This window comes from Celeribacter baekdonensis B30 (assembly GCF_000299875.1).
GTDB lineage: Bacteria > Pseudomonadota > Alphaproteobacteria > Rhodobacterales > Rhodobacteraceae > Celeribacter > Celeribacter baekdonensis_A.
Map to the genome: position 1 here is coordinate 83,513 of NZ_AMRK01000003.1, position 18,771 is coordinate 102,283.

Consider the following 18,771-nt stretch of genomic DNA (forward strand, 5'->3'; position numbering starts at 1 on the left):
GGCCTTCCCCACAGACAGACATTGCCCTTAATGAACAGATAAGAGTCTATGGAGCACCTATGAAACCGATTACGCACCTATCCCGCCTTGCACCGCTCGCTTTGAGTGTCGCGTTGACCGCCGCCATGACGGCCCCACTGACCGCCGCGCCCGACAACCTTCCCGGCGCAGGTCTTGCCAGTGTCACCTACGGTCCCTATCTGCGTGCCGAATTTGGCATGGCCACCACGGATATCAATGACGGATCGTGGCAACCCCACGGCTATCCCTCTGACCCACAAGTCAATTTTGACCTGAGCGGCGAAGATGGCAGTTTTGGCACCGTGGCGATGGGCTTTGACTGGATGAATGGCTATCGCTTCGATCTGGGGATGACGTTTTCCGAATCGATGAGCGTCAGCGGCCCCTGCGCCTCGGCCTCCGACGGGTCGGATTGCGCCACTCATGCCGATATCACCTCGGCCACGCTGGACACCAGCGCTCTGATGGGCAGCCTCTATTATTCGCCGCTTGAGGCCGCCGGCAAAAACACCACCTTCAATCCGTTTGTCGTCGTCGGGCTTGGCCTTGCCAACAACAAAGTCGGAGAGTGGACCCGGACCAATGACAGCCTGTCGACCGGGGTTGATCGCAGCTTTGAGGGCGACAGTTCCACCAGCCTGGCCTACTCCTTGGGCTTTGGCGCCAGTTGGCAGGTCACCAAACCCGGCCAATGGCCCGTCATCCTGGAAGCCAGCTATCGCTACTATAATTTTGGCACAGCTCAGGGTGGCAGCACCCCGATTAATGGTGGACAGTCTCCGGTCACCCCGCTGAAATTCGACGTGGACAATCAAGTCGTGAGCATTGGTGTGCGCGTGCCGCTTCAGCGCATGTAAGTCATCAGCCATCGAAACACGCCAGCCCCGTTCCTCCACCGCGTTGAACGGGGCTTTCGTATCTGATCTTGGCGATGACCTGCGCATGGGATAGATTGCCGCCATGAGCACCGAAAAAAACGTCGCCAATCTCAATCAGTTCCGCAAGGCCAAGGCCCGAGCGGACAGGCGTGCATTGGCCGATGAAAATGCGGTGAAATTCGGGCGCAGCAAGGCGCAAAAGGCGCTCGAACAAGCGCAAACCGCCAAAGCCAAGGCCCTTTTGGACGCCCACAAGAAAGACGACAGATGAGTGCGCGGCCTGTCAAACGCTCGCTGACGCTGCACGGTCACCGCACCTCTGTGTCGCTCGAAGATGCATTTTGGCGTGCCTTTCGCGCCATCGCCAAAGAGCGTGATCTACCGATCAATGTGCTGGCCGCCGAAATTGACGAAACCCGCGGCGTGGACAGTGGTCTGGCCTCCGCGATCCGGGTCTATGTGTTGGACTACACTCAGAAAAAATTGCTTTAGAAAAAGCCCCATGTCGGCGACTGAGACGCAACTGCCAAGCGCAGGGATTTGCGCGCGGGCCCCTGCCCCAAACGTCCCTCCAAGACCACGCTTGGGTCTTTCGCCGCTTGCCGCAGGACTGGCAACATCATCACCGCGTCGATCATCGGCGCGCGCGCGGATTTGCCAAGGTTTGAAAGCTGCTGCGCCCCCCAACGGGCCTGTTCCAACGTGGCTTTCGCCAATGTTGCCACCGCCTCTGGCCGACCATCTAGCAAAGGCACCCGTCCCGCGTCGACAAGTGCCGGGATCGCCATGAAATAGCGCGCCAAAGCCCCGCCTTGGCCCAGACTGTTGAGTGCTTTTGACGCCGTATCGGGTGCCCCCAAAAGCCGCGCCGCGACATGTAGCGGGATCGTGTATGTGGCGTGGAGATAGCGGTACAGCGCCGCCGCGTCTTCATGCGGATCGCGGTAAATATCCCATTGCCGCGCCGTCACCGTGGCGTCCAGCGCCTCAGCCGACGCCGCATCCAACACAGCAGCCAAAGGCGCCGCCACCTCATGGGCGCGCGGGGCTTTGCCTTCGGTTTTCTCGGTCAACACATCGCGCCAAAATTGCAGGCGCATCTCCGCAATCATGCTTTCTTTCGTCACCCAGGGCGCTTTTGCGACCTCCAGACAAAAGGCATGGATCGGAAACAACACCTCGCGCGCGGCCACAGGCGCGGCCATGGTGGCGCGAAACCGGTCTTCGTCGCCCTTTTGGACAATCTCAGCACAGGCTTGTATGGACATTATTTCGCTCTCATTCTGCACCAAGCGCCTGCGCGCCATCGCGCGTCAGTTTCCACAGCACCGCATCCAACAGCGCCTCAAACGACGCATCTATGATGTTGGACGACACGCCGACCGTCGACCAACGCCGCCCCAATGTGTCCTCGTGATCAATAATCACGCGGGTCCGTGCCTCTGTACCGCCATTGGTGATTCTTACTTTAAAATCAACCAATTCCATGTCGGAAATCAGGTCCGAATAAGGTCCCAAATCCTTAACCAGCGCCTTTGAGAGCGCGTTGACCGGGCCACCATCAGAGCCATCCGCCATGATGCCTTCAGACACGGACAAATGCCGCTCGCCCGCGATATTGACCACCACCGTGACCTCGGACAGGTGGATCACCCGGCCCTTGGCGTCCTTGCGGCGTTCGACCGTGGCGCGGTAGCGCTCGACCTCGAAAAACGCGGGCATCAAGCCCAATTCGCGCCGCGCTTCCAACTCGAACGAGGCTTGCGCGGTGTCATAGGAATACCCCTCCGCCTCACGCTCTTTGATCCGGTCCAAAATCCGCCCCAGATCGGCCTTTGTCGACACGTCCAATCCCATATCCGCCAAGCGGGAGCGCAGGTTGGATTGCCCGGCCTGATTGGACATCGGCACGATCCGGGCGTTGCCGACGATCTCCGGCGGGATGTGTTCATAGGTGGTTGGGTCTTTGAGAATGGCGGAGGCGTGAAGGCCCGCTTTATGGGCAAAGGCGGAGGCGCCAACATAGGGCGAACTGCGCAAAGGCACGCGGTTGAGGATGTCGTCAAGCATCCGCGACACCTTGACCAGATCGCCCAAAGCAGCCTCAGACACCCCGGTGTCGAGCGTCGACCTATACGGTTCTTTCAGTAGAAATGTCGGGATCAGCGTGGTCAAATTGGCATTGCCACAGCGTTCGCCCAGACCATTCAACGTGCCCTGCACCTGACGCGCCCCGGCGTTGACCGCCGCCAGTGAATTGGCCACCGCATTGCCGGTGTCATCATGGGTGTGGATGCCCAAATGGGTGCCGGGAATGCCGGATTCGATGACCTTCAACGTGATCTGATAGACCTCGCCCGGCAACGTGCCGCCATTGGTGTCACAGAGCACGATCCAGCGCGCGCCATTGTCATAGGCGGCGGTGAGACAGGCCAGCGCATAGTCGGGATTGGCCTTGTAACCGTCAAAGAAATGCTCGGCATCAAACAGCGCCTCGCGACCCTCTTTCACCACATGGGCAAAGGATTTGGCGATGTTGTCAATGTTCTGGTCCAGCGTGATGCCGAGCGCCGTGGTGACGTGAAAGTCATGGGTCTTGCCGACCAGACAGACGGCCTTGGTGCCCGCGTTCAACACCCCCGCAAGGACTTCGTCATTCTCCGCCGAGCGCCCTGCCCGTTTGGTCATGCCAAAGGCGGTGAAGGTGGCGCGGGTTTTGGGCGGTTCGGCGAAAAATTCGCTGTCGGTCGGGTTGGCACCGGGCCAGCCGCCCTCGATATAATCGACGCCCAGATGATCGAGCGCCTCCGCGATCATGTGCTTTTCCGGCGTGGAAAATTGCACGCCTTGGGTCTGTTGGCCGTCTCTGAGGGTTGTGTCGTAGAGGTAGAGGCGGTCTTTGGTTGTACTCACAGCAGCCCCCCCTGTTTCCAAGTGTCGAATACTGGCGGGATGCCGACCCCCTCAAGCTTTGAAGCATCGAAGTTGGGACCCGCGTCAAGTTCCACTCCATCCTTGGTCATACGCACCTCAACGCCCGCTGCAAGCAGAGATGATTTAAGAGAATCGACTTCAGAGAAATCCTTAGTTTCTTTTGCACGAGATCTGTAGGCCTCTAGCAACATTGAGAAAACTGAAAGATCAACTGCTTCTTCTGCCCAACGTCCAAGTTCCGGCGTAAGCAGTCCAAGAAGGTTCGCCGAGGCAACGAATTCACTATAAGCTGCATCAACATCAAATGGTGGCATATCGGCACCATTTTCGAAGGCATCCAAATTGCTTGCGAGCCTATGAAGCTCGGAAAGCGCGTCATGTGTGTTCAGATCATCAGCAAGTGCCTTTACTATTTCAGGCGATGGCTTACTAGCAACTACCCCATTCGAGAACGAACGCCATTTCCACAAAGTCTTCTTCGCCTGCTCCGCCTTCTCCGCCGTCCAGTCCATCGGCTTGCGGTAATGCGTGCTCAGGAACACAAAGCGGATCACTTCGCCCGGAACGCTCGCCATTCCGTCGTGACCGTCCAACAGGTCCCGCACGGTAAAGAAATTGCCCAGAGACTTGGACATTTTCTTGCCCTCAACCTGCAACATTTCGTTGTGCAGCCAATAGTTGGCAAAGCCCCCGCCGTCATGATCATGACCATGGGCGCAGCAACTTTGGGCGATCTCGTTTTCGTGGTGCGGGAACATCAAATCGTTGCCGCCGCCGTGGATGTCAAAACTCTCGCCCAAAAGCTCATAGGACATGGCCGAGCATTCGATGTGCCAGCCGGGGCGGCCATACCCCCACGGGCTATCCCACCCCGGTTGATCGTCTGAAGACGGTTTCCACAGCACGAAATCCATCGGATCGCGTTTGTTATCCGCCACTTCGACACGCGCACCGGCAATCATGTCATCGACAGACCGGCCCGACAAAGCGCCGTATTTCTCATAGGAGTTCACCGAGAACAGCACATGCCCCGCCCCGTCCGAATAGGCGTGGCCCTTTGCGATCAACGTCTCGATCATCGCGATCATCTGCGGGATATACTCGGTCGCGCGCGGCATCTCGTTCGGGTCCAGTGCCCCAACTGCGCGCATATCATCGAGATACCACTGCGTCGTTTCATCGGTGATCTCGCGAATGCTCCGCCCGCTCGCCTCGGCACGGGCGTTGATCTTGTCATCCACATCGGTGAAATTGCGCACATAGGTGACGTGATCCGCGCCGTAGACATGCCGCAGCAGACGATAGAGCACATCGAACACGATCACAGGCCGCGCATTGCCAATATGGGCGCGATCATAGACCGTCGGCCCACAGACATACATCCGCACATTGTCGGCATCAATCGGGGTGAAAACCTCTTTTTTGCGGGTTTTCGTGTTGGTCAGCTTGATCACGGTCATAAGCGCTCCTCAGGGCCATCCCCGCGGGCTTATCAGCTTACTTTTTGAGAGAAAAGAGACCGACCCCGCGTAACTTTCGTTAGCAGATAATGCAGCAAATAATGATGGTGCAAATGTTGGTCATGGAGACCTTATAGCCAGCGGCTTTGGCCTTGCAAAGCCCCTTTTGGCGCGGCACCTTGGCACCATGACACAGCACCCCATTCCCGACCCGATCCACAGCGTGCCCGAGGGCATCGAACAGCTTTTGGAAATCATGAAGCGCCTGCGTGATCCGAAGGGCGGTTGCCCTTGGGACATTGAACAGGATTTCGCGACGATTTCACCCTACACAATCGAAGAAGCCTATGAGGTCGACGACGCGATCACGCGCGGCGACATGGCGGATTTGAAATCCGAGCTGGGGGATTTGCTGTTTCAATCGGTGTTTCAGGCGCAAATCGCGGCGGACAAAGGGCTTTTTGACTTTCACGATGTGGCAAAGGCGATCTCGGACAAGATGATTTCGCGCCATCCGCATGTCTTTGGCGATGAGAGCAATCAAAAGAGCCCGGAACAGCAAACCCTTGATTGGGAGCGCGAAAAAGCCGCCGAGCGTAAGCGGCGCGGCGAAACGCGGGTTCTGGACGGGGTGGCGATGGGATTGCCCGCCTTGATGCGGGCGCAAAAATTGCAAAAACGCGCGGCCCGCGTTGGGTTTGACTGGCCGGATGTGTCGCATGTGATCGACAAAATCCGTGAGGAAGCGGCAGAATTGGTCGAAGCGCGTGAGAGCAAAACCCAAGCGGATGTGGCCGAGGAATTCGGGGATTTATTGTTCGTTATGGTCAATCTGGGCCGCCATTTGGGCGTCGATGCCGAGGAATCCCTGCGCAGTTGCAATGCAAAATTCACCCGTCGGTTCAATGCTATAGAGGACGGACTTGCGGCAAAAGGCAAGACGCCCCAAGACAGCGATCTGGAGGAAATGGATGCGCTTTGGGACGCGGTGAAAGCGGCCGAGAAAACCGCCAGATAGATCGAAATCACTCGGCTACATTTTCCGAGTAAATTTATCACCTATTGACCTGATGGTTTTTGTCGGGTTTAAAAGCCACACATGAAGCCTTGGAGATTCTGATGCCTTTTAAACCCAACTTCGCCCTGACCGCTGCCCTGACACTCACCGCCACGGCAGCAAGCGCCGATGTGAACGTCTATTCCTACCGTCAGCCCGAATTGATCGCGCCGCTGACCGAGGCCTTCACCGAGGAGACAGGCATCAAGGTCAACGTCGCCTTCCTCGAAAAAGGCTTGGTCGAACGGCTCAAGGCAGAGGGCGATCGCTCCCCCGCCGATGTGATCTTAACCGTTGATATTGCACGGATTTCCGAAGCTGTGGATGCGGGTGTCACTCAACCTTTGATGACCGAGACACTGGCACAAAATATCCCCGCCACATACCATGACCCCGAGGGCAATTGGTGGGGCGTGACCACGCGGGCGCGAATTGTCTATGCCTCGAAAGAACGCGTGGCCCCCGGCGAAGTGACCACCTACGAAGACCTCGCGGACCCGAAATGGAAAGGCCGGATTTGCACCCGTTCGGGAATGCACACCTATATGATCGGCCTCACCTCCGCCTATCTCGCCCACCATGGTGAAGAGGAAACAAAGCAATGGCTTCAAGGGCTTAAAGACAACCTAGCCCGCAAACCCCAGGGCAATGACCGCGCACAGGTCAAGGCGATTTGGGCCGGGGAATGCGACATTTCCCTGGGCAACACCTATTACATGGGCGCAATGTTGGCTGACCCGGAGCAAAAGGTCTGGGCTGACTCGGTGCGCCTTGATTTTCCGGTGTTTGACGTCGAAGGCGGCGGCACCCATGTGAATATCTCCGGTGTGGCGCTCACCAAAGCATCAAAGAACATCGCCGAGGCCACTCAATTCATTGAGTTTTTGACCTCCAAAGATGCGCAGGAAATCTATGCGGAGGCCAATTCTGAATACCCGGTTGTGCCCGGCACAGAACCCTCAGCCCTGGTCGCAAGCTGGGGGGAATTGACGCCCGACAACCTTGGCCTGATTGACATCGCCAATGCGCGCGGCGAGGCTTTGAAATTGACCGAGGAAGTCGATTACGACGGCTAATGGCCGAAATCCGCATCCCAAAATTGACTGACCCCGCCTCGATGAATGATTTGAGGTGGGGTTTTCACGCGATTGGCCTTGATGTTCGATCCATTTCGACGCATTGAAGCGCTCCTTTCACAGCGCCCCTCTTTTGGCCCCCCGAGTCTCCTATGCCACGTTTTCAGATTGACAGGCCGCACCGCCTCTCGCACAATCCCCTCCATGACACATCTGTTCGCCATGACTTCGTATTATCGCTGCTCCACATAGGATGCGGCCATTTGTCATGTAAATTTCACGGCCGCCATAGGGCGGCTTTAATTTTCTTGGTGTCCTGTGGCGCGTAATCAGGAGACCCAAGTGATGACCAAACCCCACCCCGCCAAGACCTCGCATCTGACGCATGTGCCCTTGTCCATCCGCCCGATGGAACGGACCGATTGTGCGCGCGTCTTGCAGATGATCGATGCCTTGACCCGCCATCATGGTGACCGCATGAGCCTTGATGAGGCCTCGTTGATTGACCTGATCTATGCCCCCTCGCCTTGGGCGCGTATTTTGGTGGCGGAGAGTCACGGTAAAACCGTGGGCTATGCCGCGCTTGTCGGTGGGCTTCAGTTGCAATTTGGCCTGCGGACCATGGATTTGCACCACCTCTATGTCGACGCGGATCAGCGCGGCATGGGCATTGGTCGCGCCTTGATCGAGGCGGCGCGAGAAACCGCGCGCAATCTGGACTGTGTGCAACTGACGGTTGGCACCCATGTCGAAAACAAACCGGCGCAAGCGGCCTATTTGGCCTGCGGGTTTGAACCTTTGGCCCCGAGAGGCCCACGCTTTGTGATGACCTTGAGCTAAAAGAACGGGCTGAGCCGCGCGATGCGGCCCCGCCCGATCCCTTACAGTTCGATCACATCCACGCGCTGACCTTTGACGGCAAGGCCGATCTCGCCCTTGCACAGGCGCAGCGCATCGACGCCAAACACCTCGGCCCGCCAGCCTTTGAGTGCCGGAAAATCGCGTTTTCCAGCGGCAATCATATCCAGATCAGAGGCCGAAGCGATCATTTTCGCGGCGACATTATAGGTGTCGGATTTCGCCTTGAGCAGCACCCGTAACATGTCGGCCAAAGCCGGATTGACCTGTAACTTATCATTACTCAGGTCCAGTTTGGGCATCTCGGCGGCGGTGTATTTTGACGCCTTTTCAATAGCTTGCAAAATACCATCGGCGATCTCACCTTTGCGCGCTTCGCGCAGCAAAAGCCGCGAGCGCGACAGGTCTTGCAGCGAGGTCGGCTTGGTCGAGGCCAATTCCAACAACGCATCGTCTTTATAAACGCGGTTGCGCGGGATGTCGCGGCTTTGCGAATAAATCTCGCGAAAGGCGGCAAGCTCTTTGACGGCGGCCAAGAATTTGCCCGAGCTGGTGCGGGTCTTGACGCGTTTCCACGCCTCCTCCGGCTGCACCACATAGGTCGCGGGCGAGGTGAGGATTTCCAGCTCCTCGGCCACCCATTTTTCCCGGCCTTCGCGTTTGATCTCATCGCGCAGGAATTCGTAAATCACCCGCAAATGGGTCACATCCGCCAGCGCATAATTTTCCTGTGCCGTGGTCAAAGGACGGCGCGACCAATCGGTGAAGCGCGAGGTCTTGTCCAAATTTTCCTTGGCAATTTTGCGCACCAAGGTCTCGTAGCCGACCTGTTCGCCAAAGCCACAGACCATGGCCGCGACCTGGGTGTCGAACAGCGGATCGGGGATCACGCCGCCTTGGATGAAGAAAATCTCAAGATCCTGACGCGCCGCATGAAACACTTTGACGACGCTGGTGTCGCGAAACAGATCATAGAGGGGCGCAAGATCGAGGCCCTTGACCAACGGATCTAACAAAACCGCATCTTCTTCGGCATCGCCCGGAATGGCGAGCTGAACGAGGCAGAGCTTGGAATAATAGGTCCGTTCGCGCAGGAATTCGGTATCGACCGTGACATAGGCTTGCTTTTTGGCGCGGTCGCAGAAGGCCTGAAGGCCCTCGGTCGTTGTGAGTGTGATCATCTAGACTTCTTTTTTGAGCGGCGCGGGGTCATCCCGCCGATTGGACCGTGATACGGGGTTTGCGGGCGAAATGAAAGTGCTTTGCCCGAAACGCGGGGAACAGCGGTTACAGATCGACACGGGTGATGTCCCCCACGACAAAGCGTCTGAGGACGGCAGGATACAGCGCATGTTCGCGTGGAAGCACACGGGCCGCAAGGGTGTCTGCAGTGTCATCGGGCAAAATTGGTACCCGCGCCTGCCCCAAAATCGGCCCACCATCCAACTCGGCGGTGACTTCGTGGACCGAGCATCCCGCCTCGGAATCCCCGGCCTCAATGGCGCGTTGATGGGTATGAAGGCCTTTGTATTTCGGCAAAAGCGAGGGGTGAATATTGAGCATCCTGCCCGCATAATGCGTGATGAAGCGCGGCGTCAGAATGCGCATGAACCCGGCCAGTGCGATGATATCTGGCGCATGAGCATCAATCGCAGAAATCAACGCCTCTTCAAAGGCTTCCCGATCCCCCTTAAAGTCTTTATGATCGACAACAGCCGTGGCAATGCCCATGTCGGAGGCCTTGTTCAGACCGCCCGCACCCGGCACATTCGAGAGCACCAAACAGGGGCGCGCCGGATGATCGCCCACCATGGAATTTGCCAGCGACACCATATTGGAGCCGCCCCCCGAAATCAGGATGGCGACCTTTTTATGTGTCCCGCTCACTTAAGCTCGCCCTCATAGGTCACGCCACCGCCCACGGTGATTTCGCCAAGGCGGTAGACCGTTTCGCCCTCGGCCTCGAGCAATGCGCTCAGAGCTTCCGCCTGATCTGCGGCCACAACGGCGACCATGCCGATCCCGGCGTTGAAGGTTTTGAGCAATTCGTGCTGCGACAGGCCCGCAGTTTCGGTCAGCCAAGCAAACACCGGGCTCAAGGTCCAGGCGTTGAGGTTGATGTCAGCGCCATAGCCTTCGGGCAGAACGCGCGGCAGATTTTCGGTCAAACCGCCGCCCGTGATATGCGCCAGCGCATGAACGCCGCCCGCACGGATCGCTTTGAGCACCGGTTTGACATAAAGCCGGGTCGGTTTGAGCAACTCATCGCCCAAGGTCTCATCCGAGAACGGCGCAATGTCGGACCACCGAAAGCCCGCGACTTCAACGGTTTTGCGCACCAAGGAATAGCCATTGGAATGCACGCCGTTGGAGGCAAGCCCCAGCAAAACATCACCGGCCTGAACCCCCGCAGGCAGGTCAGAGCCACGCTCCATCGCGCCCACAGCAAAGCCCGCAAGGTCGAAATCGCCGTCTTCATACATGCCCGGCATTTCGGCGGTTTCGCCACCGATGAGCGCACAGCCGGAGAGTTCACACCCCTTGGCAATACCTTCGATCACGGCCGTGGCATTGTCGAGTTTGAGTTTGCCCGTCGCAAAATAATCCAGGAAAAACAGTGGCTCAGCACCCTGACAAACCAGATCATTGACGCACATGGCGACCAAGTCGATGCCAACGGTCGAGACGTGATCGGTGTCGATCGCGATGCGCAATTTGGTGCCAACGCCATCGGTGGCGGCGACCAAGATCGGATCATCATAGCCGGCGGCCTTCAGATCAAACAGCGCACCAAAGCCACCCAGCCCGGACATCACCCCCGGACGCGCGGTCTTTTTCGCCGCCGGTTTGATCCGCTCCACAAGCGCATTGCCCGCATCAATATCCACACCCGCATCCGCATATGTCAGGCCGTTTTTGCCGTCGCTCATGATCTCTGGTCCCCAAACTGGCATCATTTGCTCCGCGCTTTAACGCAGATGGCCGATAAAGAAAAGCGCGAGCTTGCAAAAGAGCGCTCTATCACAGCCACTCTTGACCCCGGCGCGCGTCCGCAATAGTCACAGCATTGGTAGGGGCCTGTAGCTCAATTGGTTAGAGCAGAGCGCTCATAACGCTTTGGTTGCGGGTTCAAGTCCTGCCGGGCCTACCAAAACTCAATAAAATCAATGATGTGATGGAAGATTGGGCATTTTTAACGCCCTCTCCCGCCTTTGGTGCGGTGATGTACCAGATCAACGTGCCAAAACCAAATCGGCCTTGAGTCCTCCAAGCGTCTCGCTGACCCCAAGCCGGAGTGTGCCACCATGACGGCGCGCCACATCAAGCGCGATGGCAAGGCCAAGCCCGACGCCCGAGCCGCGGTTTTGATTGCGCGCGGCGTCCAGGCGCACAAAGGGTTGCAAGGCGCGCTCGCGGGCAGAGGCCTCGATCCCCGGCCCGTCGTCTTCAACCGACAGGACCACGGCACGCTCAAACAGGCGCAGGCTCAGTTGGGTTCGGTTGCCATAGCGCAGAGCATTTGAGACCAGATTGTCAAGCGCGCGGGCCAGGGCCTCGGGCCGGGCCATAAGCCAAACGTCATGATCCGGCATCTCACCAAGGCTGACCTGCCCCCCGGCACGGTCGGCCTTGGCTTTGGCCGCCACCACCAGCGCACAGAGATCAAGCCGCACCGGCTCTTCCAGCGTGTCCGACCGGGCAAAGGCCAAAAAGGCATCAATCAACCGCTCCATCTCATCCAGATCGGACTGCATGGCGGTGATGTCTTTGGTGTCCTCGGGTGGCACATCGAGCATGGCTAGCCCCAGACGAATGCGCGTCAAAGGCGTGCGCAGATCATGCGATACACCGGACAACATCAATGTGCGCTGTTCGATCTGACGCTCAATGCGCGCCCGCATATTCAAAAACGCCGCCCCGGCCGAGCGGACTTCGACCGCGCCCGCCAGCCGATAAGGCCGGATTTCACCGCGACCAAAGCTTTCGGCAGCGCGCGCCAATTGTCGGATCGGCCGCAATTGATTGCGCAGGAACACCGCCGCGATCAATGTCATCACCACGCCGGTGAACAGCGTCCAGACCATCAATTGATGCGGATTTGCGGCCGACGCGCGACGACGCGGCAAACGCACATCCAAACGGCCCGCATCGGTCAGGATCGACAGATGCACCACCGCGGGCTGGGTCAACACATCCACCCCTTCAACCCCCTCAATGCCTGCGCGCAAAACCGCCGCGATGACCCTTGATGAGACGTCATACCAAGGGCGCGCATCGGCGACCGGTTCAAGAGTGCCAAAGCCAGAGGCAAATTCCAACCGCGCATCAAGTTCGGCCAGGGCTGGCGCGATTTGATCCTCGGGGATCCCCTCCACCGCCGCCACATAGAGGTTCAGCTCGGCCACCACCCCGCGCATCAATTGGCGGGTGATGTCTTCAAAATAGCGTTGCGAAAAGGTAACCATGACCACAAGTTGGATCACCACGACGGGCACCAAAAGGATCAGGGCGGCGCGCCCATACAGCCCGCGTGGCATATATTTTTTGAGCCAAGTAAAAAACATGCGCTATTGGTAGCCTTGCTGCCGCATCAATGGAAAGAGAAATCAAGTGGACCCGCGCCCAGACACCCTGACCCAGCTTGACGACGCCGTGATCCGTATTCTGGCACCGAACCCCTCGCCAATGACCTATTGGGGTACAAATACCTATGTGCTGGGCACCGGAAACGCCCGCGTTTTGATCGACCCCGGCCCGGATGACGCCAGCCACCACGCTGCAATTTTAAACGCCCTGCCCCATGGCACCCGCCTCACCCATATCCTCGTCACCCACGCGCATGCCGATCACAGTGCCGGCGCGCGCGCTTTGGCGCAGGAAACCGGGGCACCGATTCTTGCCTTTGGCGATGCTCAGGCGGGGCGCGCCGCGCATATGGACGCGCTGGCAAACGATGGGCTTTTGGCCGGGGGCGAAGGTTTGGATCACGGCTTTGTTCCCGACGAAACCGTCCCTCATGGCACCGTACTGGACACCCCGGCGGGCACGATCAAAGCGCTGCACACCCCCGGACATATGGGCAACCACCTGTGTTTTGGCTTTGGCGATACGGTCTTTTCCGGCGATTTGATCATGGGCTGGTCCTCGTCGCTGATTTCCCCGCCCGATGGCGATGCGGCGGCGTTTCGCGACAGCTGTGCCTTGGTGATGGACCAGGCCCCGGCCCGTCTCTACCCCGGTCACGGCGCGCCGGTCAAAACCCCAGGTGAACGGATCAGGTTCCTGCTGCACCACCGTGCCGCGCGCGAAGCGCAAATCCTGCGGGTTTTGGCCGAGAAACCAATGGATCTCCTCACCCTCACCCGCGCGGTCTACACCGATCTGCCAGCCTCCCACCTGCCCATGGCCGCCCGCAACACCTTGGCTCATCTCATTGATCTAAGCCAAAAAAACCGGGTTTCTGCTACGCCAGAACTCGCTGAATCCGCGACCTTTTCAGTGCTTTGAAAGAAAGCGGCACAAAAATCCAAGTTTTGTCATAAAACCCCCTTGCACGGCCCAAACCACATAGCTATACAGCGCCACATGTTCCGGCGTAGCTCAGCGGTAGAGCAGTTGACTGTTAATCAATTGGTCGTAGGTTCGATCCCTACCGCCGGAGCCAAAGATTTCAAGGGCTTAGCTGTAAATCAGCTAGGCCCTTTTTCTTTGCCTTTTGCTCTGGGGGAACACCGGGGGAACAGATCGCATTTGTTGCCTGAAAGCCCGTTTCGACCTACTCTGACTGCACTTTAAAGCAATTGGAGGAATGAATATGAGTGAAGGACGTGACAGAGATTATACTGTCCAATTCTTTGAAGATTCATCTGCCCGAACCCTTGTTGCAGATATGAATTACTGCATACGCGCTGGGGAAGATGCCACAATTGGCCAAATCCTTGACAGAGAAATTAGGAACAATCCATCACTCAGCGAATTGTATATCGTCGTCACGCCAGTCTAGAAACTATTGAGAGCAATCTATGAAGATACTAAATTTCATTGCCTATGTCTGCTGGGGGCTAGCTGGCATATTCATAATTATAGCTATCGCCGAACCGACATCATTTATGTTAGCGCTAGGCCTTTCGGTTTCGCTAGCAATTTCTGGCGTCTTGTTCTTCTCATTTAGCAAGGTGATTTTTCTTCTAGAAGAAATTCGCGATTCAATAACTGGTAGCAGTGCGCCCAGCACGAGCATTGAACAAAGCCACTCCTCAAATTCAAATACGGTGGTGGCGGATAAGTCTCCGACTCGCACCATTGAAGAGATTTCAAAGGACCTCGAAGAAATGAAGAAACGGGTCGCACAATAAAATAACCCCCCGCCATTACAGCGAGGGGTCAGTGCGCTTTCGACAAAGAGCGCGAAGGCGGGAAGCTGAACATAACCGCCGCCACCTCTACAATTTACCTGCCGCCACGCTCTGGCGCAAAATTCACGATTTGAGCGGCCTTATCCAAATCAACCCCCGCCTCTTTCGCCATTGCCTCAACAATCTGCCCCGTAGCCCGCGCTCGGCCACCAGAATCAAAGGTTTGCAATGGTCGCATAACGTCCAGCGTCACACCGCCGCCCAGCTTCTCCGATGCCTCTTGGGCCATGAGAGCGGCAACAGGAGTAAGCGCCCATTGCCACGGAACCCCGCGCCCAATTCGTTAAGGCCAGTGCCCGCCGCTTCGAGGAAGCGCACGATTTGGGAAACAATCGGGGCATTCTCATACACTTCAGCCAATGCCGTCTCGACACTGTGCAACATGCCAGCCGCCAAAGATGCACAGCGAAGCGGTGACATGGCGGGCGTCAGATAGCGACAAGACAGGATAAGCCCCTATTCGAGGCCTGAAACGTTACATTACACGTAACGTCTTCGACCTCATCGCTCGCCGCCACAAACAGATAAATCAGGCTCAGATTGCGGCTTGACACTGAGAAGGGCGTCCAAGGCTCGCAATTCACCAGCCGCGAGTGGCAGATATTTCTCAGCCAGCACAATCTGGAATCTGGCATGAGCCGACGTGGGAATTGTCACGATAACGCGGTAGCAGAACACGATAACGCGGTGGTAGAAAGCATCTTTCAACTCCTGAAACGGGAGCGCCTCCGGTGGAAACCTACCAGACTCGCGACGCAGCCCGACAAGAGGTGTTTGACGACATCGGGATGTTCGACCCCCCGAAACGCAAGCACACAAACAACGGTATGCTGTCACCCGTTGACTATGAAATCAAACAACAGAGAATGGACGAGGCAGGTGTCTGGGAGGGCACCTCATTGATTTTGTCTCTTACCGTTTCTGTCATTTTTCTCCTTTGTCGAAATTTACACGTTTTCCATCAGGACCAATGACTTCCTACCGACCTGCGCAGATTGATTTCAACACCCCCTGTATCTGCTCACATGAGAGAGAGTCGCATGTGCGGTTTCCTAGGTCGTCGAACTTCCGATACTTCGCAGCAAGTGCGTCTTCGTGGTCGTTTCCTCCTAACATATTGATATTACGTCGTCTTGCTTCCATACTCAAACCAGCATTCACCACACACCGAGACGACACCACGACGGAATCTGTCATGGTTGATCGACAATCTATAGGTGTAACGGGTGTTCGTGGTTGCCGACGACATCGGCAGGCGGTAACATCACACCAAAGGCGCGCTACGCGCTGATAAATATACGATTTTTCGCAAAGAGGCGACGTATCGACGTGAGTGGTCCAGGTGCCACAGGACCAACCGACCCTCTCTCCCCGAAAAGTGCATTTTGACGTAGAGAACCAACATGGATGTGACGCTATCAGAACTTGAGCAACATCTGTGGGGGGGGGCGGTCAGGTTGAAGGACATGGTGTTGTTACCAGCGCCGATCTATAGGAAGTGTGAGACGTGAGCGGAAATTCTGCAATGAAAACAAACAAAGAAATTAAATTTGTTAATCAAAAATTTCCGGACATGGCGCGCATCTCGAGTCTTCTTGAAATTTGTGCTGCACAAAACACATGGGCTAACCGTGGACCATTGTATGAAAAGCTCGCAAATGATTACTCAGCTCATTTTGGCTTGACAAGCGCCTGCTCCATAACTCCATGCGCCAACGCAGGAATTGCATTGGAGGCAATGGCTCGCGTTTTGGCGTCGCGTGAGGATCGTAAACTCAAATGGGTGGGGTCTGCATTTAGCTTTCAAAACCTAGGGCGCGGGTTTTTCGCGGATATGACGCTGTTGGATTGCACCGAGCAAGGGCTTTTGGACCTCGACCGCGTGAGGGAGCTGCCGAGCGATAGCTTCGATGGTATTATTGTTGTCAATCCATTCGGGCTTTTCCAAGATTTCTCCGAATATACAGCCTTTTCACAAGAAACTGGGAAGTTTCTTCTAATCGATAACGCGGCGGGCATCAGCCGCTCAATGCCTGACTGGCCGTGGCAAGCACTCAGTCTTCACCACACCAAGCCATATGGTATGGGCGAGGGTGGCTTAGCGCTTACGCCGTCAGAAGCATCTGGGGAACTTTACAGCCTGCTCAATTACGGTCCTGTGCCGCGAGACGCGGCAAGTTGGCTAAACAATGGCAAGCTCTCTGACATAGCATGCGCATTCTTGATCGAACGGCTGGAAAAAGCGCCGGAATGGGAACCATTGTATCTGGAACAATCAGCGCGCGTCCACCGAATTGCTAGTGGCCTCGGTTTCTCGCCCATTCGTCCATTTGGAGTGACAGCACCTGCTATGAGTTGGGGATACATAGGACCCAACGAAATTCCGCTTGAACGAGTGATGGAGACGCGGCGGCTTACCTTTGCAAAATACTACAAACCCCTCGCAGAATCACCGAAAACAAAAGCGCTTTACGCGCATCTCGTCAACATACCGACCCATCCGGACGTCGCCGCACTCACAGATGGTGAACTGGAGGACGAAATTGCGCGCTTGCTATGATGTGTCCTGACCGGTCTTGATTATTTTTGCAGGCACACCAACGGCTGTACAGTGAGGCGGTATAGAGCGAACCACCGCAGCGCCGGCCCCGATCACAGCTCCGTCGCCGATTGAGATACCCTGTATGACAGTCGCACCTGTCCCAATGTCGACGCCTTCTCCCAATGTGACGTAACCAGAAATATTCGCTCCGGGACTAACTGTCGAATAGGCACCCAACTCCGCATCGTGACCCACGGTTACGCTCAGGTTTAAGTGCACATGTGGAGACACGATGATATCCGTCGTCAGACATGCATTGGCACAAACCAGAACTCCCTCGCTGAGAGATACTTTTGCCCCGATCCACGCGCGCGGGTGCACCAGTGTCGGGAAAACGTGACCGAGCGCCCCCAGCTTCTCAGCGACACGCCTTCTCACTGACGGCGCGCCGATAGCAATTGCAATGTTTGCGCGCGCTCCTCGTTCAAGTGACGATATGTCGTCCACCACTGGTAATCCGTGCACGGATTCTGGACGAGCGAAGCCGGGATCAACGACAAAACCCAAGCAGTTCCACTGTGGCTCCTGCGCATTGAGTGCATGCAGTATCTGCAATACCTCACGCCCAAAGCCACCGCATCCATAAATAGCAATGTCACGCACCTAATGCCTCTCCCTGATGGTGTCTGACCCAGTCAACTCTTTACCCAAAACGCTCCTTCAGAATTGCCAAAAAATGCATTACATTTTCTAACTCTCGCTCCTTCGCTTGGCGCATGTCCGCGATCAGTTGCTTGCGTGTGGAACGCGCCCAGTCCATTTCTTCTTCGCCATATGCCACGCCGTTTTTTAGCTCGAACCCTGCGTGCCAATCCTCTGAACTCAATCCAGGTTGAGGAACAACAACCGGTATGCAGCCACAAAGCACTGCATAATAAGCATACATTGTATAAAGGTCGTGACAATAGAATACTTCAGTCGTGTTGAAAATCTCGGCTATCTCAGCGTGGCTTTTTCCGTCCAGTGGAATTGCGTCGTCGGGAGTGGGGATTTGCGCGGCCGTTGCGGTTCCTTTGCGGATCATGCGACACGATCCCGATCTCTCGCGCCCTAAGTCACGGTATATGTCATCGCGGAGCCAGCGTACCTGCAACAATCTGCTTGGGGAAATTCCTTCAATGCCCTGCGCGAAAGTTTCTTGATAAAAAAAAATCTCATCATCTGCCCCGATCCGCGCATCAACCCCAAAGAAACCAGGACGGTTGAGAAGCCAGCGCACGACCCGCCTAGCACCTAGTGGGTTTCCAGATACTGTCTCGGGATATACAATAATGCCGTCGCCGACGCACTCACCTGAGGCAACAGGAACGTCCATACTTGGGTGCGATTTAAAATTCCTGTGCTTCCGGAGGCCATTCCAGGTTTTTATTGCGCGAAGCCAGCGTGATCGGACGTCAGAATAGTCTTTTATATACGGGACAGCATATGCCTCGACACCAAGCATTCTCATCCGATCCACGAGCACGTGA

The 18,771-nt window shown here is 56.5% G+C and carries 19 protein-coding genes, 2 tRNA genes and 1 pseudogene; 12 read left to right on the forward strand and 10 right to left on the reverse strand.

The genetic code is table 11. From position 1 onward, the window contains the following. Nucleotides 1-59 precede the first annotated feature (59 nt). The 3 genes from B30_RS06260 to B30_RS06270 all read left to right on the forward strand — a co-directional run bounded on the left by B30_RS06260 (nucleotide 60) and on the right by B30_RS06270 (nucleotide 1,391). Nucleotides 60-878: an outer membrane protein gene (locus B30_RS06260; protein WP_009571196.1), complete on the forward strand. Its 819-nt coding sequence runs from the start codon at nucleotides 60-62 to the stop codon at nucleotides 876-878. Nucleotides 879-981: 103 nt separating this feature from the next. Next, the gene (locus B30_RS06265; RefSeq protein ID WP_009571197.1) at nucleotides 982-1,170 is read left to right on the forward strand and encodes a DUF4169 family protein; all 189 of its coding nucleotides are present in this window, start codon (nucleotides 982-984) and stop codon (nucleotides 1,168-1,170) included. Continuing rightward, the gene (locus tag B30_RS06270) at nucleotides 1,167-1,391 is read left to right on the forward strand and encodes a ribbon-helix-helix domain-containing protein (RefSeq protein WP_009571198.1); all 225 of its coding nucleotides are present in this window, start codon (nucleotides 1,167-1,169) and stop codon (nucleotides 1,389-1,391) included. Before B30_RS06265 ends, B30_RS06270 begins: the two co-directional genes overlap by 4 nt. On the opposite strand, the gene B30_RS06275 is transcribed toward B30_RS06270, so the two are convergent. The 3 genes from B30_RS06275 to cysS are packed head-to-tail and all read right to left on the reverse strand — an operon-like array spanning nucleotide 1,388 to nucleotide 5,293. Next, nucleotides 1,388-2,167 carry a squalene/phytoene synthase family protein gene (locus B30_RS06275; RefSeq protein WP_009571199.1) on the reverse strand — a complete coding sequence of 260 codons (780 nt, stop codon included), beginning with the start codon at nucleotides 2,165-2,167 and terminating at the stop codon, nucleotides 1,388-1,390. The two genes, B30_RS06270 and B30_RS06275, sit on opposite strands and share 4 nt — an antisense overlap. Before the next feature lie 10 nt (nucleotides 2,168-2,177). Then, the gene (cimA, locus tag B30_RS06280) at nucleotides 2,178-3,812 is read right to left on the reverse strand and encodes a citramalate synthase (protein WP_009571200.1); all 1,635 of its coding nucleotides are present in this window, start codon (nucleotides 3,810-3,812) and stop codon (nucleotides 2,178-2,180) included. Next, complete coding sequence (cysS, locus tag B30_RS06285) at nucleotides 3,809-5,293, reverse strand: cysteine--tRNA ligase (protein ID WP_009571201.1); 1,485 nt, start codon at nucleotides 5,291-5,293, stop codon at nucleotides 3,809-3,811. The genes cimA and cysS overlap by 4 nt, the downstream gene beginning before the upstream one ends. Before the next feature lie 187 nt (nucleotides 5,294-5,480). Between cysS and mazG the strand changes: the two genes are divergently transcribed. The 3 genes from mazG (at nucleotide 5,481) to B30_RS21300 (ending at nucleotide 8,266) form a co-directional block, all read left to right on the forward strand. Further along, nucleotides 5,481-6,311, forward strand: a complete 831-nt coding sequence (mazG, locus tag B30_RS06290) for a nucleoside triphosphate pyrophosphohydrolase (RefSeq protein WP_051130596.1) — start codon at nucleotides 5,481-5,483, stop codon at nucleotides 6,309-6,311. A 101-nt stretch (nucleotides 6,312-6,412) separates the two neighbouring features. Then, complete coding sequence (locus B30_RS06295) at nucleotides 6,413-7,426, forward strand: Fe(3+) ABC transporter substrate-binding protein (protein ID WP_009571203.1); 1,014 nt, start codon at nucleotides 6,413-6,415, stop codon at nucleotides 7,424-7,426. Between the two features lie 345 nt (nucleotides 7,427-7,771). Then, complete coding sequence (locus tag B30_RS21300; protein ID WP_009571204.1) at nucleotides 7,772-8,266, forward strand: GNAT family N-acetyltransferase; 495 nt, start codon at nucleotides 7,772-7,774, stop codon at nucleotides 8,264-8,266. Between the two features lie 41 nt (nucleotides 8,267-8,307). Here B30_RS21300 and rnd read toward each other — a convergent pair whose 3' ends face one another. From rnd to purM, 3 genes are all read right to left on the reverse strand, one after another. Then, nucleotides 8,308-9,465, reverse strand: a complete 1,158-nt coding sequence (gene rnd, locus B30_RS06305) for a ribonuclease D (protein WP_009571205.1) — start codon at nucleotides 9,463-9,465, stop codon at nucleotides 8,308-8,310. A 106-nt stretch (nucleotides 9,466-9,571) separates the two neighbouring features. Beyond that, a complete protein-coding gene (purN, locus tag B30_RS06310; RefSeq protein WP_009571206.1) occupies nucleotides 9,572-10,171 on the reverse strand; it encodes a phosphoribosylglycinamide formyltransferase in 600 nt (199 codons plus the stop codon). Continuing rightward, nucleotides 10,168-11,214, reverse strand: coding sequence for a phosphoribosylformylglycinamidine cyclo-ligase (purM, locus tag B30_RS06315; protein WP_009571207.1), 1,047 nt, complete (start codon nucleotides 11,212-11,214; stop codon nucleotides 10,168-10,170). Before purM ends, purN begins: the two co-directional genes overlap by 4 nt. A gap of 144 nt (nucleotides 11,215-11,358) precedes the next feature. Here purM and B30_RS06320 point away from each other — a divergent pair. Beyond that, a tRNA-Ile gene (locus B30_RS06320) sits at nucleotides 11,359-11,435 on the forward strand. Nucleotides 11,436-11,517: 82 nt separating this feature from the next. Here the strand turns inward: B30_RS06320 and B30_RS06325 are convergent. After that, nucleotides 11,518-12,849, reverse strand: a complete 1,332-nt coding sequence (locus tag B30_RS06325) for an ATP-binding protein (RefSeq protein WP_009571208.1) — start codon at nucleotides 12,847-12,849, stop codon at nucleotides 11,518-11,520. 46 nt (nucleotides 12,850-12,895) lie between these two features. Here B30_RS06325 and B30_RS06330 point away from each other — a divergent pair, with 46 nt between their 5' ends. The 3 genes from B30_RS06330 to B30_RS06340 all read left to right on the forward strand — a co-directional run bounded on the left by B30_RS06330 (nucleotide 12,896) and on the right by B30_RS06340 (nucleotide 14,640). Further along, nucleotides 12,896-13,792 (forward strand): MBL fold metallo-hydrolase, encoded by an 897-nt coding sequence (locus B30_RS06330; RefSeq protein ID WP_009571209.1) that lies wholly within the window; start codon nucleotides 12,896-12,898, stop codon nucleotides 13,790-13,792. A gap of 82 nt (nucleotides 13,793-13,874) precedes the next feature. Next, nucleotides 13,875-13,949, forward strand: a tRNA-Asn gene (locus B30_RS06335). Between the two features lie 358 nt (nucleotides 13,950-14,307). Next, nucleotides 14,308-14,640 carry a hypothetical protein gene (locus tag B30_RS06340; protein WP_009571210.1) on the forward strand — a complete coding sequence of 111 codons (333 nt, stop codon included), beginning with the start codon at nucleotides 14,308-14,310 and terminating at the stop codon, nucleotides 14,638-14,640. Nucleotides 14,641-14,889: 249 nt separating this feature from the next. On the opposite strand, the gene B30_RS22120 is transcribed toward B30_RS06340, so the two are convergent. After that, entirely contained in the window at nucleotides 14,890-15,120 is a 231-nt protein-coding gene (locus tag B30_RS22120) for a hypothetical protein (protein ID WP_157789792.1), read from the reverse strand. Between the two features lie 147 nt (nucleotides 15,121-15,267). On the opposite strand from B30_RS22120, the pseudogene B30_RS22480 reads away from it, so the two are divergent. Together B30_RS22480 and B30_RS06355 are read left to right on the forward strand one after the other, a co-directional pair. Continuing rightward, nucleotides 15,268-15,551, forward strand: a pseudogene (locus B30_RS22480) (IS3 family transposase); the annotation flags it as partial. Nucleotides 15,552-16,225: 674 nt separating this feature from the next. Then, nucleotides 16,226-17,260, forward strand: a complete 1,035-nt coding sequence (locus B30_RS06355; protein ID WP_040401986.1) for a DegT/DnrJ/EryC1/StrS family aminotransferase — start codon at nucleotides 16,226-16,228, stop codon at nucleotides 17,258-17,260. Here the strand turns inward: B30_RS06355 and B30_RS06360 are convergent. Then, nucleotides 17,255-17,905 carry an acetyltransferase gene (locus B30_RS06360; RefSeq protein WP_009571215.1) on the reverse strand — a complete coding sequence of 217 codons (651 nt, stop codon included), beginning with the start codon at nucleotides 17,903-17,905 and terminating at the stop codon, nucleotides 17,255-17,257. The two genes, B30_RS06355 and B30_RS06360, sit on opposite strands and share 6 nt — an antisense overlap. A gap of 40 nt (nucleotides 17,906-17,945) precedes the next feature. After that, nucleotides 17,946-18,617 carry a hypothetical protein gene (locus tag B30_RS06365; RefSeq protein WP_157789793.1) on the reverse strand — a complete coding sequence of 224 codons (672 nt, stop codon included), beginning with the start codon at nucleotides 18,615-18,617 and terminating at the stop codon, nucleotides 17,946-17,948. Nucleotides 18,618-18,771 lie beyond the last annotated feature (154 nt).

Bases quoted from the DNA above. Each gene is read 5' to 3' on its own strand.
- B30_RS06270 (WP_009571198.1), top strand. From the start codon at position 1,167: ATGAGTGCGCGGCCTGTCAAACGCTCGCTGACGCTGCACGGTCACCGC.
- B30_RS06295 (WP_009571203.1), top strand. From the start codon at position 6,413: ATGCCTTTTAAACCCAACTTCGCCCTGACCGCTGCCCTGACACTCACC.
- B30_RS06265 (WP_009571197.1), top strand. From the start codon at position 982: ATGAGCACCGAAAAAAACGTCGCCAATCTCAATCAGTTCCGCAAGGCC.
- B30_RS06365 (WP_157789793.1), bottom strand. From the start codon at position 18,617: ATGGACGTTCCTGTTGCCTCAGGTGAGTGCGTCGGCGACGGCATTATT.
- mazG (WP_051130596.1), top strand. From the start codon at position 5,481: ATGACACAGCACCCCATTCCCGACCCGATCCACAGCGTGCCCGAGGGC.
- rnd (WP_009571205.1), bottom strand. From the start codon at position 9,465: ATGATCACACTCACAACGACCGAGGGCCTTCAGGCCTTCTGCGACCGC.
- B30_RS06275 (WP_009571199.1), bottom strand. From the start codon at position 2,167: ATGTCCATACAAGCCTGTGCTGAGATTGTCCAAAAGGGCGACGAAGAC.
- purM (WP_009571207.1), bottom strand. From the start codon at position 11,214: ATGAGCGACGGCAAAAACGGCCTGACATATGCGGATGCGGGTGTGGAT.
- B30_RS22120 (WP_157789792.1), bottom strand. From the start codon at position 15,120: ATGTCACCGCTTCGCTGTGCATCTTTGGCGGCTGGCATGTTGCACAGT.
- B30_RS21300 (WP_009571204.1), top strand. From the start codon at position 7,772: ATGACCAAACCCCACCCCGCCAAGACCTCGCATCTGACGCATGTGCCC.
- B30_RS06325 (WP_009571208.1), bottom strand. From the start codon at position 12,849: ATGTTTTTTACTTGGCTCAAAAAATATATGCCACGCGGGCTGTATGGG.
- B30_RS06355 (WP_040401986.1), top strand. From the start codon at position 16,226: ATGAAAACAAACAAAGAAATTAAATTTGTTAATCAAAAATTTCCGGAC.
- cysS (WP_009571201.1), bottom strand. From the start codon at position 5,293: ATGACCGTGATCAAGCTGACCAACACGAAAACCCGCAAAAAAGAGGTT.
- B30_RS06340 (WP_009571210.1), top strand. From the start codon at position 14,308: ATGAAGATACTAAATTTCATTGCCTATGTCTGCTGGGGGCTAGCTGGC.
- B30_RS06260 (WP_009571196.1), top strand. From the start codon at position 60: ATGAAACCGATTACGCACCTATCCCGCCTTGCACCGCTCGCTTTGAGT.